This is a genomic window from Pedobacter faecalis (genome assembly GCF_030182585.1).
GTDB classification, from domain to species: domain Bacteria; phylum Bacteroidota; class Bacteroidia; order Sphingobacteriales; family Sphingobacteriaceae; genus Pedobacter; species Pedobacter faecalis.
In genome coordinates, this window is record NZ_JARXOW010000001.1 from 758,904 (window position 1) to 772,301 (window position 13,398).

Annotated in this window: 11 protein-coding genes; 6 read left to right on the forward strand and 5 right to left on the reverse strand. The window is 44.7% G+C overall.

Features of this window, described 5'->3' with window-relative positions; all coding sequences use genetic code 11:
- Nucleotide 1: 1 nt before the first annotated feature.
- A complete protein-coding gene (locus QEP07_RS03340; protein ID WP_285010723.1) occupies nt 2-2,008 on the reverse strand; it encodes an HD family phosphohydrolase in 2,007 nt (668 codons plus the stop codon).
- Nucleotides 2,009-2,190: 182 nt separating this feature from the next.
- On the opposite strand from QEP07_RS03340, the gene QEP07_RS03345 reads away from it, so the two are divergent.
- From QEP07_RS03345 to QEP07_RS03365, 5 genes are all read left to right on the forward strand, one after another.
- Entirely contained in the window at nt 2,191-3,369 is a 1,179-nt protein-coding gene (locus QEP07_RS03345; protein WP_285008514.1) for an acetyl-CoA C-acyltransferase, read from the forward strand.
- Between the two features lie 4 nt (nt 3,370-3,373).
- On the forward strand, nt 3,374-4,291 hold the full coding sequence (locus QEP07_RS03350; protein ID WP_285008515.1) for a hypothetical protein: 918 nt from the start codon (nt 3,374-3,376) through the stop codon (nt 4,289-4,291).
- Nucleotides 4,292-4,373: 82 nt separating this feature from the next.
- Nucleotides 4,374-5,942, forward strand: a complete 1,569-nt coding sequence (locus QEP07_RS03355; protein ID WP_285008516.1) for a peptide MFS transporter — start codon at nt 4,374-4,376, stop codon at nt 5,940-5,942.
- A 49-nt stretch (nt 5,943-5,991) separates the two neighbouring features.
- Nucleotides 5,992-7,488 (forward strand): peptide MFS transporter, encoded by a 1,497-nt coding sequence (locus QEP07_RS03360; RefSeq protein WP_285008517.1) that lies wholly within the window; start codon nt 5,992-5,994, stop codon nt 7,486-7,488.
- Nucleotides 7,489-7,537: 49 nt separating this feature from the next.
- Complete coding sequence (locus QEP07_RS03365) at nt 7,538-8,263, forward strand: polyprenol monophosphomannose synthase (RefSeq protein WP_285008518.1); 726 nt, start codon at nt 7,538-7,540, stop codon at nt 8,261-8,263.
- Between the two features lie 17 nt (nt 8,264-8,280).
- Here QEP07_RS03365 and QEP07_RS03370 read toward each other — a convergent pair whose 3' ends face one another.
- The 4 genes from QEP07_RS03370 to proS are packed head-to-tail and all read right to left on the reverse strand — an operon-like array spanning nt 8,281 to nt 12,311.
- The gene (locus tag QEP07_RS03370; protein ID WP_285008519.1) at nt 8,281-8,793 is read right to left on the reverse strand and encodes a YdeI/OmpD-associated family protein; all 513 of its coding nucleotides are present in this window, start codon (nt 8,791-8,793) and stop codon (nt 8,281-8,283) included.
- A gap of 17 nt (nt 8,794-8,810) precedes the next feature.
- Entirely contained in the window at nt 8,811-9,647 is an 837-nt protein-coding gene (locus tag QEP07_RS03375) for a TIGR02757 family protein (protein WP_437126690.1), read from the reverse strand.
- 33 nt (nt 9,648-9,680) lie between these two features.
- Nucleotides 9,681-10,820 (reverse strand): cystathionine gamma-synthase, encoded by a 1,140-nt coding sequence (locus QEP07_RS03380; protein ID WP_285008521.1) that lies wholly within the window; start codon nt 10,818-10,820, stop codon nt 9,681-9,683.
- 18 nt (nt 10,821-10,838) lie between these two features.
- Nucleotides 10,839-12,311, reverse strand: coding sequence for a proline--tRNA ligase (gene proS, locus QEP07_RS03385; protein ID WP_256005416.1), 1,473 nt, complete (start codon nt 12,309-12,311; stop codon nt 10,839-10,841).
- A gap of 106 nt (nt 12,312-12,417) precedes the next feature.
- Between proS and QEP07_RS03390 the strand changes: the two genes are divergently transcribed.
- A complete protein-coding gene (locus QEP07_RS03390; protein WP_285008522.1) occupies nt 12,418-13,368 on the forward strand; it encodes a hypothetical protein in 951 nt (316 codons plus the stop codon).
- The last annotated feature ends 30 nt before the right edge of the window (nt 13,369-13,398 follow it).

The following is a 13,398-nucleotide window of genomic DNA, read 5'->3' on the forward strand; positions in this document are numbered from 1 at the left end:
TTTAGACGTTTTGCTGATAATCAATTCGGACGTGGTAAATACTCATAAGCATCGTCTTGAATATCAGCTTTATAGTTTCAATGTCCTTTAAAGTAAGATCGCAGTTGTCTAATTGATTTTGTTCGAGTTTATAATCAATTATGCGTTCTACAAGGTCGTTGATACGTTGAGCATCCGGATTCTTCAGACTTCTTGAAGCAGCTTCGACCGAGTCGGCCAACATTAATACGCCCGTTTCTTTTGAAAAAGGGATGGGGCCCGGGTAGCGGAAAATGTTTTCATCCACGAACTTCTCCGGCGAATTTTTAAGAAAGGATTGGTAAAAGAAGTCGACGCGTGTATTGCCGTGGTGCGTTCTTATGAAATCAATTACACTTTCCGGCAGTTGGTGCCGTCTGGTGATCTCTATTCCTTTATGAACGTGCTTTATGATTATCTGGGCACTTTGTTCATAAGGAAGCTTGTCGTGCGGACTGGCACCGATGTTCTGGTTCTCAATAAAATACTGCGGATTCTCCATTTTACCAATGTCATGATACAGCGCACCTGCCCGTACCAGCAATGAGTTTCCACCTATCTTAAAAATAGCTGCCTCAGCCAGATTGGCTACCTGCAGCGAGTGCTGAAATGTACCCGGCGCTTTAAAGGCAAGTTCACGCAGCAGCTTATTGTTGGTATTGGTAAGCTCAATAAGTGCGACGTCGGAGGTTATACCGAATAATCTTTCAAACGCATAGATTAGCGGATAAGCGAGCAGTGACAACAAGACACTGATAAGGAAAGGCACAAAGTTGAGCCATTCGATTTGCCGCACCGACCCTTCTCTCAGCAGGGCAATACCAATAAAGGAAATAAAATACGCGGATAATATATAAAGGGCCGATACGAGCAATTGCTCGCGTTTTACCAGATTTCGTATACTATAAATGGCCACCATACCGGCTGTGGTTTGGTAAAACACGAATTCAAAGCTGTTTGGCACAAAAAAGCCCGCGATAAGAATAACCAGAAGATGCAGATACAGGGCAAGCCGGGTATCAAACAAGATCCGGATAATGATCGGCACAATACAAAACGGTATATAATGCAAGCTGGGCAGGTTGAGTTTAATAGCCCAGGTGAGCGATAAAAGCATAATTACTGTTACCAGCAAGAGCAGGGAGAGCTGACGGTTATCTGCAAAGATGTCTTTCCTGAAAAGTTTAAGAAAAATCATGAGCAAGCTCACAATAAAACCAACAAGTACAACCTGGCCCAAATATACTTCACGGCTATCGCCCACGGTTTTCGTCTGGGCTTCATAGCTTTCTCGGAAGGAAAGCAGCTTCTGATAGGTGTCTTCGTCAATCACTGCATTTTTGGCAACAATCAGTTCACCCTTCTGAACCATCCCCCTGGTGGTCGACAAGCTGTTAACTGTATTTTCCTGAACAATCTGTGTAAGACGCTCATTAAATATGATATTGGGCCTTAAATGGTCTTCCGCCATGGTAAGAATCAGTTCCCTGGCGTTCGGGTTGACCGAGATATAGTTCTTTCCGAAATACGCGAGCGCTGTAGAAACAGTGAAAACGTCCTGGGTACTCATTGTGGTAGCAACATTGCCGTTCATCAGCGAGAAATCGTAATACGGCTCCTCTCCCTGATGCTTGTTGTTGATGGCAATAATACCCTTCTGATAAATTGCGCGCAGCAATTTCAGGCTTCGGTCCCGTTCAGGTATCCGGTCGTTCTCGGGTAGCGAATTGCTTTTCCACTTAACCTCAAATTCGCTGATGTAAGCTTCTTCTATCCCATTGAACATGTTTTTGTTCAGGGCATAAATGGGCAAAACGTTAGCCAGCGCTTCCTCCCTGTCTGTGTTTACCTGCGGACTTGTTTTAAGGATAGCAAAACTGAAAGGAGAAACAAGATCCTTATTCTTCCAAATCTCACCTTTTTCAAACTCGTACCTGAACCGGGGCTGTTTAGGCAAAAATGCTGTTATGATAAATACAGAAAGTATCATCATAATGTACTTGAAGTTTGATGAGTACTTGCGGTACAATACCTTATGTGAATTTTTCCTGATCTTAGCCAATCTAGTCTTCTGTTAATTCAAATCCAAACTTAGATAAAGTTAAGTAAAAATCAACCACCTATAGCGGCAATTTGCATAACTTTGCTTCCAACTAACTTAAATGCATATAAATGAGAGAAGTAGTGATTATTTCAGCAGTGAGAACGCCAATAGGAAGTTTTGGAGGTTCTTTGTCAAGTTTATCAGCAACACAGCTTGGGGGCTTTGCGATTAAAGCTGCAATTGAGAAGGCAGGTCTTACTTCCTCTGATATTCAAGAGGTTTATATGGGAAACGTGCTGTCTGCGAACCTCGGTCAGGCTCCTGCCACACAGGCTGCTAAACTCGCCGGCCTGCCTGACGTCCCGGCTACCACCATTAACAAAGTCTGCGCTTCAGGCACAAAAGCCATCATGCTGGCCGCTCAAAGTATTGCTTTAGGAGAGCAGGATATTATTATAGCAGGTGGCATGGAAAGCATGAGCAATGTTCCATTTTACCTTGATAAAGCCAGGACAGGATACAGATTAGGGCATGGACAGGTTACTGACGGTTTGGTGAAAGATGGACTTTGGGATGTTTACAATGACTATCACATGGGGTCAGCTGCTGAATTATGTGCCTCCACATGTAATATTAGTCGTGAGGATCAGGACGCTTACGCTATTTCCTCATACAAGAGAGCACAGGAAGCACAGTCGTCAGGCAGGTTTGATGCGGAAATAGCACCGGTAACGCTGGCCGACCGTAAGGGTGCGGAAACGACTATCGACAGAGACGAAGAACCATTCTCTGTTAAGTTTGAGAAGATCTCGGGACTGAAGCCTGTTTTTAAAAAAGATGGTACAGTTACTGCGGCAAACGCTTCGACGCTAAATGACGGAGCTGCTGCCCTTGTGCTGATGAGCGCTGATAAAGCAAAAGAGATGGGTTTAAAGCCTCTGGCAAAAATTCTGTCTTATGCCGATGCACAACAGCAGCCGGAATGGTTCACTACTGCACCATCTAAAGCTATCCCTCTGGCTATTCAGAAAGCAGGAATTCAGGCTTCGGACGTGGACTACTATGAAATTAACGAGGCTTTTTCCGTAGTTGCGCTGGCAAACAATCGCGAACTCAGTTTAAGTGAAGATAAGGTAAATGTAAATGGTGGCGCTGTAGCGATAGGTCACCCGCTCGGCGCATCCGGGGCCCGCATTGTTGTTACTTTGCTGTCAGTCCTGGCACAAAACAAGGCAAGAATTGGCGTAGCAGGAATATGTAACGGCGGAGGCGGCGCCAGTGCGATTGTTATTGAACGTTTGGACTAGTCAGATGATCAAGACCTTAAAGCATATACTTGGTATCAGCATTTTACTTACGTCTATTACTGTAGGTCGGGCCCAGCACAGCTTTTCGTTTAATAATGAACCTGTATTAGCTAAATATCAGGACAGCTTGGTGGCTCTTAACAGCCTTATACTTGCATCTGAAAATAACGCCAGCCGGTTTGAGCATAATGCTGCATTCATTAAGACGTTGGTAAACGCTTTGAAAACACCTTTTTCGTTTGCCTTCCCCTTCGATTCGCTAAAGACCATATCAGTGGTTAAGTCGTCCGACAATGCGCTGCGGATTTTTTCCTGGTCGGTACCCGCTGATGACGGGTCGTATCGTTTTTTTGGGGCGATACAAATGGCAACAACTGATGGCCAATTAAAGTTATATCCGCTTATTGACCAGACTGATAATCTAAAAACTCCTTATGAAGTAACCGACCACCAACGCTGGTATGGGGCAAGGTATTACGAAATAGGTTTTGTGCCTGGAATTAAGCCATACTACGTACTCCTGGGCTGGAAGGGTAACGATCAGAAGACAACCAAAAAAGTAATAGAAGTTCTTTCTTTTGAAAAAGACCTTCCGGTATTTGGCAAACCTGTATTTGAAGGAAGTAAGTCTGTTGCCAGCAAAAACCGGATCATTTTTGAGTACAACAAATTGAATTCCATGACGCTCACTATAGATAAGAGCGTTAACCTCCTTGTTTTTGATCACCTTGCACCATTTACGCCGGATATGGAGGGTAATTTCGAGTATTACGCCTCTGATCTCAGCTTTGATGCTTTCAAATTTGTAAACAGTAAGCTTAGACTTGTTGAAAACGTCGAATTAAAGAACGAGCCCAACGAAATGGACGACTTTTATATAGACCCTGAAGACAAATCCACAACTCATGTAAAGAAATTGTAGCAGCATTTGGGAGTTTGACTGCATGTACCTATCTTGCGCAATAAACTAACTAAACATTCTAAATATTTTTCACTGATTCAACATGACTACAAAAAATTTGGGGACGCCAAATGACTTTTTCGAGAATAAAGTACTTGGGCATCCCGCCGGTTTGTTTGTACTTTTCTTCACGGAAATGTGGGAACGTTTTTCATACTATGGAATGCGTGCCCTGCTGGTACTTTTTTTGACTTCAAGCATTGCAACCGGGGGTTGGGCATGGTCAAGCGCAGAAGCTATTTCGTTGTATGGAACGTACACCATGGGCGTATATCTCACACCGGTTCTGGGCGGTTTAATTGCTGACCGCTTGTTGGGATACCGTTGGGCTGTAATCGTGGGGGCGTTGATAATGACCCTCGGCCATGCTAGTATGGCTGTAGAAACTCCTTTTTTCCTTTATGTTGGTTTGGGATGTCTGATGATAGGCAATGGATTATTTAAGCCTAATATGACTTCAATAGTCTCCAATATGTATAAGGATTTTCCTGAGAAGAAGGACGGCGCATACTCGATATTCTACATGGGCGTAAACGCTGGTGCGTTTTTAGGAATCATGCTTTGTGGTTACATCGGCGAGAAAATATCCTGGAGCTGGGGTTTCGGTTTGGCCGGGATATTTATGTTCCTTGGAATGCTTCAGTTCTATTTTACCAAGGGTATTTTCGGAAATATCGGCCTGCTTCCCAGCGAAGAGAGAAAACTGAAGGCTGCCGAAAAAGCTACAGACATTAAAGAGGTCGTTGAAGAGGAAAAGGTTCCGGGCCATATCATCCGGGATCGTCTCATTGTCGTTTTTATTTTCTCCGTCTTTACAATCTTCTTCTGGGCGGCATTTGAACAGGCTGGTGGAAGTATGACCATTTTTGCGAAGGAGAACACTACCCGAATCTTAACTGGTACAGCTGGAACAACTTTCAAGGTGGTAGACGCAGTACTTACCATAGTACCGTTGATGATTATCACATATGTGCTTTCTAAACTCTTTTCAAATACATTCCGCAGATTTAAAACAGGAAACATAGTCCTGTCCCTTAGCTTTATTATCATTTGGTGTATTGTGTTATGGAAGGTTCAGCGTGAATTCTCGGCAGAAACAACGGAAATAGCAGCTTCCTGGTTCAATATCCTGAACTCACTTTTCATTATTTGCTTTGCGCCCGGGTTTTCGAAATGGTGGGAGAGTAAATACAATCTGCCAGCATCCATGAAATTCGGTCTGGGATTAACTTTACTGGGTCTAGGGTTTGGCTTCCTCGCTTATGCTGCAATGTCCATTACGTCACCGGAGATTAAAGTCAGCATGATATGGTTGGTTTTTGCTTACTTATTCCACACGCTTGGCGAGCTTTGTATTTCACCTGTTGGACTCTCGTACGTAAGCAAACTGGTGCCTGCGAAATGGATTGGTTTCATGTTTGGTGTATACTACCTTTTTATTGCAATGGGTAACAAGCTCGCCGGTGCTTCGGGCAGTATGATTGAGGAAATAACAAGCAAATACAGCCTGTCTACTTTCTTTTTGATCTTCACCTTGATACCGATAGCAGCGGGAATTATCATTGCAGCGCTACATCCGCTTATCAAAAGATTAATGCATGGTGTAAAATAAATAACTCAAGCCTCCTGTAAACCAGGAGGCTTTTTTAATATACGGCAATATGCAGAATGAAATTACTTTAGATCAGATCCAGAACTTCAAGGGTAAATACCCTAAGCAGCTATGGTCGCTTTTTTTCTCAGAAATGTGGGAGCGCTTTTGCTTCTATGGAATGCGGGGCATGCTTACGTATTTCATGGTTACAGAACTCTTCATGAATGATGTAGAAGCTAACCTTCAATATGGGGCTACTCAGGCTTTTGTTTATGCCTTTACCTTCATAGGCGGGCTTTTTGCCGACAAAATACTTGGGTTTAGGAAGTCCCTGTTTTGGGGTGGTATGCTGATGATTATCGGGAGCGCGATATTGGCCTTTGATCCGCATGAATTTTTCTTTCTCGGCATCAGCTTCACCGTTGTGGGTACCGGATTTTTTAAACCAAATATATCTACAATGGTAGGCACCTTGTATAAAGGAAACGATGCAAGACGCGATGCTGGATTTTCCTTGTTTTATGCTGGGATTAATATAGGTGCCTTACTTGGCGGATATGCCTGCGTTGCTATAGGTAAGGCTTATTCCTGGCACCTGGCTTTTGGTCTGGCAGGTATTGTCATGACTATCAGCCTGATCACCTTTCTCGTCACTCAGAGAAGTCTGGGTCCTATCGGTTTGTCGCCACTGAAGTCATCCGATTCTTCTGGCGCAAAAGCAAACACGCGGTGGTACGATTACGCCGTATACGCAGGGTCACTTGCAGCCATTCCGGTGGTAATGACTATGGTAGCCAAAACCCAGTACACTGATTGGTTTATGTATGTAATAGGTCCCGCAACATTGCTTTACCTTGTTTATGAAATGACCAGATACGGATGGGCTGAACGCAAAAAGCTGTTGGCAGCGCTTGTATTTATTTTCTTCTCGATAATCTTTTGGGGAATATTTGAACAAAGTGGTGGTTCACTGTCATTATTTGCCGCACGGAATCTTGACGATAAGTTGCTCGGTGTCATCACGCTGGATCCAAACGGCGTAAATAATTCTGCAAACTCGCTCTTTGTAATCATATTCGCTTTTATATTCGGATACATCTGGATAGGTCTTGCAAAGCGAAAGATTGAACCTAATACGGTTGTCAAATTCGGACTGGCTTTTATCTTTTTATCTGCCGGGTTCTTTGTGATGTATGCTACACGTTTCTTTGCAAACGCCCAGGGAATAACTTCTCTGGACGCGTTTACGCTGGCCTACTTATTTATAACCTTCGGAGAACTCTGCCTCTCTCCAATCGGACTTTCCATTATGACAAAATTATCTCCAGCCAGATTGCAGGGCGTAATGATGGGCATGTGGTTTCTGGCGAGCGCTTACGGTCAGTATGTAGCTGGTATATTGGGCGCGGGCATGTCTGAAGCTGGTGAGAATGATACGCTTACACAAAAGCTCCTCACTTTCACAGACGGATACCGGCAACTGGCAATTTACGCTTTAATATCCGGCGTGGTGTTGATCGTGATCGCACCTGTGGTCAGAAAACTGATGCAGGAGGTAAAATAGTCTGTTTATTCAATGAGAATAATTATTTTAGCTGATTAATTTATCATTCGTGTCAGACAGTTTAGTTATTATTCCCACCTACAACGAGCGGGAGAATATCGAAAAAATTATCAGGAAGATTTTTTCATTAAGCCATCCCTTTGAGCTGCTTATCATCGATGATGGTTCGCCTGATGGAACTGCTGATATTGTGAAGAAGCTGCAACTCGAATATCCGCAATTACATCTTGAAGAAAGAACTGGCAAGCTGGGCTTGGGAACTGCTTATATACACGGTTTTAAATGGGCATTGGCGCGGCCTCAATATGAATATATATTTGAAATGGATGCCGATTTTTCTCATAATCCGGACGACTTAGTCAGACTCCACAACGCATGTGCGGAAGGATCGGACGTAGCTATAGGCTCGCGATATGTGCGTGGCGTTAATGTCGTCAACTGGCCTATGAGTCGTGTGCTGATGTCATATTTCGCTTCCATGTACGTCCGGTTAATAACTGGAATTAATATTCAGGACGCGACCGCGGGCTTTAAATGTTACAGACGTAGGGTACTGGAAAAGATTCCGTTGGACCAGATCAGATTTGTAGGCTATGCATTTCAGATTGAAATGAAGTTTACCGCCATCCAATATGGCTTTAAAGTGGTAGAAGTTCCGATCATTTTTACGGACCGCACTGAAGGAACTTCAAAAATGAGTACAAGAATCTTCAGAGAAGCTTTTTTCGGGGTTATTCAAATGAAGGTGGAAAGCTGGTTCAGGAAGTATAAGTAGCAAAACAAAGTACAGGACTACAGCTTAGCCTGCTTGTCTTCCCGCATCATTTCACCGAAGCTGAGCTTTCTGTGCATCGCTGATACAATTTTGACCAATCGTTTTGTTCGTGTTGATTCTGTTTTGGCAGAGTTTAGCCAATTGATATACCAGTTTCGGTGTGATTTAGGAAGAGCCATAAATCGTTCCATTAATTCTGGTTCGTCTGACAAACATAGCTCCAGATCCTCGGGCACTTCGATTTTAAAATCTCTATCCTCTTCCATATTGAGGATTACAGAGGCACCTGCTTCTTTTTTCAATTGCTTACGCAGGCTTGATTTTAATGCCAGTATGAAGTTTCCATCCCCAACGGGAACAGTGGCCATGCCGGAAATGATTACCTGGTCTATACTTCCCTTAATACGAAAACTCTTTCGGCAACCTGGTTTAATTTGGTTGGCGACAGTCTCGGGTATAAAAACATAACTCCATCCGGTCTTCTCACCCATTTCACCATAACGTTCAATCTCTGTTTTCAATGTGATCATGATACACAAGATACGATTTAAAACTTTTCTTCAACGCCAAGGCCAAATAGAGCGAAGTCGTATTTTACCGGATCATCCGCATCAAATTTTCTCAGTTCGCGGGTAAGCTCAACTGCCGTGCGCCAATCAGTTTGCTTCCGCTTGATCAATCCCAGCCTCCGTGCCACACGGTCTACATGAACGTCGCAAGGGCAGATCAAATCAGAAGGCTTTATATTATTCCACAGGCCAAAGTCGACGCCTTTACTATCCTTCCTGACCATCCATCTCAGAAACATATTAAGCCGCTTGCAGGTCGACTTCTGGAGCGGGGAAGATATGTGTTTTATGGTTCGCCTCGGAAAATCGGGCAAGGAAAAAAAGTAAGATCTAAAATAGTTCAGAGCGCCCTCAATGCGGATATCACTGGCCGGAACTTCAGAAAGCATACAGGCAGAAGACGCCAGGGCTTTGCTAGAACCGAGCTCAGGCATATCCGGAAGATAATCTTCATTTAAAGCAGAAACTGCCGGTCGGAATGCAGTCTCAAGCGTCTCCGATTGTTGATAATGCTCACGCAGGAACGCCACAAAATACAACAAGTCGGTATCATTAAACGTTCGGTGTTTAAAACCCAGAAGTCTTTTCAGATCCTCATCAGAATGATGTAACACGAATTGATGCGGGGCATTGTCCATGCGATGAAACAATTCCCGGCATTTATTAATGATCGTTTTGCGCTGCCCCCAGGCCAATACTGCTGCGAAAAACCCCGTGATTTCGATATCCTGCTTCAGACTGAACTGATGAGGAATGCAGATAGGATCATTTTCGATGAAGTCTGGCCTGTTGTACTGGGCTGCCTTCAAGTCCATAAAATCCTTTAACTGCTGATGATCCAAATCTTTCTATTTAAGCGCCTGTTCCAGGTCCTCGAGCAGATCCTCAATGTCTTCAACACCCACGCTAAGCCTTAAAAGATTATCAGTTACCCCCACTTTTTCACGCTCCGCTTTGGGAATTGAACCGTGTGTCATCGTGGTCGGATGATTAATCAGGGATTCCACTCCTCCCAGCGATTCAGCCAGAGTAAATACTTTAAAAGATGATGCTACGCGAAAAGTTTCCTGCAGGTCGGCGTCCTTTAATGTAATGGACACCATGCCCCCAAATCCGCGCATCTGCGCCCTAGCTATCTGATGATTAGGATGATCTTCGAAGCCCGGCCAGAAAATCTTGTCAATCTTCGGATGGTTTTTAAGATGTCTTGCAACACGCTCGCCATTCTCGCAATGTGCTTTCATCCTTAAATGGAGTGTCTTAATTCCTCGGAGCACAAGAAAAGCATCCTGCGGACCAGGAGTTGCTCCACACGCATTGTAAACGAACCAAAGATCTTTGTAAAGCTGATCATCGTTTACAAGCAATGCGCCCATAACAACATCCGAATGCCCGCCGATATATTTGGTTACAGAATGCATCACGATGTCAGCGCCCTGGTCTATCGGATTTTGTAAATAAGGTGACGCAAAAGTATTATCAACTGCCAGCAGGACATTGTGCGCTTTGGCGATCTTTGATACCCCTGCAATATCTATGATACGCATTGTCGGATTGGTGGGTGTCTCAATCCATATCAGCTTCGTATTGCCGTTGATGTAAGCTGAAATGTTTTCTGGATCGGACAGATCAATGAAGTTGAATTTGATACCGTATTTTTCGTAGACTTTGGTAAATATCCGATAAGACCCCCCATATAAATCATCACCGGTTATTACTTCATCTCCCGGCTTCAACAATTTCAGCACCGCATCTGTTGCGCCCATTCCGCTCGAAAAAGCCAGACCATATTTTGCATTTTCTAAAGCAGCAAGGCAGTCCTCAAGTGCCTTCCTTGTCGGATTTGTGCCGCGGGAATATTCGAAGCCCTTATTATCGCCCGGCGACTTCTGCCAATACGTGGAAGTCTGGTATATTGGGGTCATTACCGCACCCGTGGTCGGATCAGGCTCCTGACCCGCGTGGATCGCTTTAGTTGCAAATTTCATAGCTTTTATGATTTGATTTTAGTAAGCCCTTGCAAAAAGTACGCGTTGCTTAGACGGCTTACCCGAATAAATGCAAACTCCATCTTCAAGGGGGTTATCTAAAGGTATACATCTGATCGTTGCCTTTGTTTCCTCTTTTATTTTTTGTTCTGTTTCAGGTGTGCCGTCCCAATGTGCAGAAACAAAACCAGCTTTTCCGTCGAGCAACGACTTAAACTCCTCATAAGAATCAGCAGGTGTGATATGGTCGGCCCGGAAATCCAAAGCCTTTTTATAAATGTTCTGCTGAATCTCGTCTAAAAGCTGCGGGATGAAAACCTCCAGACCTTCCTGCTGTACGGTCTGTTTTTCACGGGTGTCTCTTCTGGCAATTTCAACGGTCCCGTTTTCCATGTCCCGTGCGCCAATAGCAAGCCGTACCGGCACACCTTTCAACTCGTATTCAGCAAATTTGAAACCAGGACGCTGCGTATCCCGGTCGTCATATTTAACAGAAATTCCTTTTTGTTTAAGCTTGAGCGTTAGTTCATCCACAAAAGCAGATATATTTCTCAATTCCTCATCGTTCTTATGGATCGGAACAATGACAACCTGTATTGGCGCCAGTTTTGGAGGGAGAACCAAGCCTGCATCGTCACTATGGGCCATAATTAATGCACCCATTAGGCGGGTAGACACGCCCCAGGAAGTGGCCCACACATGATCCAGTTTACCTTCTTTGTTGGTAAACTTTACATCGAACGCTTTGGCGAAGTTTTGCCCCAGAAAGTGTGAGGTTCCTGCCTGTAACGCTTTGCCGTCCTGCATCAAGGCTTCTATGCAATACGTGTCCAGCGCTCCTGCAAAACGCTCGTTAGGCGTTTTTACGCCTTTTACCACCGGCACGCCCATCCAGTTTTCTGCAAAGTCGGCATATACATCGAGCATCCGACGAGTTTCTTCAACCGCTTCCTCGGCCGTCGCGTGAGCGGTATGTCCCTCCTGCCACAAAAACTCTGTAGTACGCAGAAATAACCTCGTCCGCATTTCCCAGCGTACCACGTTCGCCCATTGATTCACCAGAATTGGCAGGTCGCGGTATGATTGGATCCATCCCTTATAGGTATTCCAAATGATCGTTTCTGAAGTAGGCCGTACGATAAGTTCCTCTTCTAGTTTGGCAGTCTCATCCACAATGATATTGCCCGTGCCGTCGTTCTTTAACCGATAGTGGGTAACCACAGCGCATTCCGTAGCAAAGCCCTCAACGTGAGAGGCCTCCTTTGAAAAAAAAGACTTAGGAATGAACAGAGGAAAGTAGGCATTACTATGACCAGTATCCTTAAATTTCTGGTCCAATACAGACTGCATTTTCTCCCAGATTGAATAACCATAAGGCTTAATAACCATACATCCTTTTACGGATGAATGCTCAGCCAGGTCTGCTTTTATAACAATATCGTTATACCACTGGGAATAATCTTCGTTTTTACTTGTAATACCTTTACTCATATGTCATTGGAACGTTTTTTGTCGTTAAATACCTTGTGTAGTTGGCCACAAATTTATAAATTTATACCTACAAAAAAATCGCTTCACACAATCAATACATACAGTTATGAAACCGAACCATTTATACACAAGTGTGCTTGCACTGGCAACGATCGTTGTTACGTCCTGCTCCGCTCCGCGGCTGGCGCAAAACAGCTCGGATGATGATGTTTACAATAGCGAGGCTACAGCCCGGGTTTATACGCCCGCTCCGATCAGGCCTTCCGAAAGTACGCCCTCCGCTCAAAACACACAACAGAGCGAGGAAACTTATGAAGAAAGTGATTACTATGGAACAAGCGATCCGTACTATGACATGGATTATTCGTCAAGGATAAACAGGTTTTATTATGGAACTCCATGGAGAAGCTATTACGATCCATATTTCTACGGTGGCTTTTATCCGTATAGCGGATGGTCAGTAGGAATAGGATTCGGACCTTTCTATAACAATTTCTGGAATTCACCGTACGCCGGCTGGGGCCATTATTATTCACCATTCTGGAGCTATAGCCCTTGGGGTTGGAATAGCATGTATTATGGCGGGGGCTTCTATGGTGGAGGATTTCTTGGCGGCGGATATTATGGTGGCGGGTACTATACAGGCCGCACCACAATCGTTCCTGACTACCGGTCCAGACCATCAATCGGTCGCGAGAACGGTGTAGGCGGTACCTACCGCAACGCTTCATCAAACGTCAGACCTGGGGTAACCCGATCAGACGCTAACGGAAACGTGGTCTCCAGGACAAGCCGCGCCGAAAGATATCGCAACGGAGAAGAAAGCTCCAGCAGGACGCAACGCGGAAGGGAAGCGGCTCCTGGCCGCGTACAGCAGCCCGCTCCTACACGTAGTACAGCACCTTCAAGGGAGCGTGCAACCCCTGCGCCGCGCACAGACAGCAGGCCTACTTACACTCCGCCACCTTCACGAAGCAGCGAAGGTTCTTCGGGAAGAAGCAGTAGTGGAAGCGGAAGCAGCAGCGGCTCTCGGTCATCAAGAGGTGGCAGAGGATAAGATGTAATGCCCTGCGTATGATGCGCAGGG

Excerpts from the sequence above, each read along its gene's own strand:
- QEP07_RS03375 (WP_437126690.1), bottom strand. The coding sequence starts at position 9,647 with ATGGACTTGAAGGCAGCCCAGTACAACAGGCCAGACTTCATCGAAAAT.
- QEP07_RS03355 (WP_285008516.1), top strand. The coding sequence starts at position 4,374 with ATGACTACAAAAAATTTGGGGACGCCAAATGACTTTTTCGAGAATAAA.
- QEP07_RS03345 (WP_285008514.1), top strand. The coding sequence starts at position 2,191 with ATGAGAGAAGTAGTGATTATTTCAGCAGTGAGAACGCCAATAGGAAGT.
- QEP07_RS03370 (WP_285008519.1), bottom strand. The coding sequence starts at position 8,793 with ATGATCACATTGAAAACAGAGATTGAACGTTATGGTGAAATGGGTGAG.
- QEP07_RS03390 (WP_285008522.1), top strand. The coding sequence starts at position 12,418 with ATGAAACCGAACCATTTATACACAAGTGTGCTTGCACTGGCAACGATC.
- QEP07_RS03340 (WP_285010723.1), bottom strand. The coding sequence starts at position 2,008 with ATGATACTTTCTGTATTTATCATAACAGCATTTTTGCCTAAACAGCCC.
- QEP07_RS03350 (WP_285008515.1), top strand. The coding sequence starts at position 3,374 with ATGATCAAGACCTTAAAGCATATACTTGGTATCAGCATTTTACTTACG.
- proS (WP_256005416.1), bottom strand. The coding sequence starts at position 12,311 with ATGAGTAAAGGTATTACAAGTAAAAACGAAGATTATTCCCAGTGGTAT.
- QEP07_RS03360 (WP_285008517.1), top strand. The coding sequence starts at position 5,992 with ATGCAGAATGAAATTACTTTAGATCAGATCCAGAACTTCAAGGGTAAA.
- QEP07_RS03380 (WP_285008521.1), bottom strand. The coding sequence starts at position 10,820 with ATGAAATTTGCAACTAAAGCGATCCACGCGGGTCAGGAGCCTGATCCG.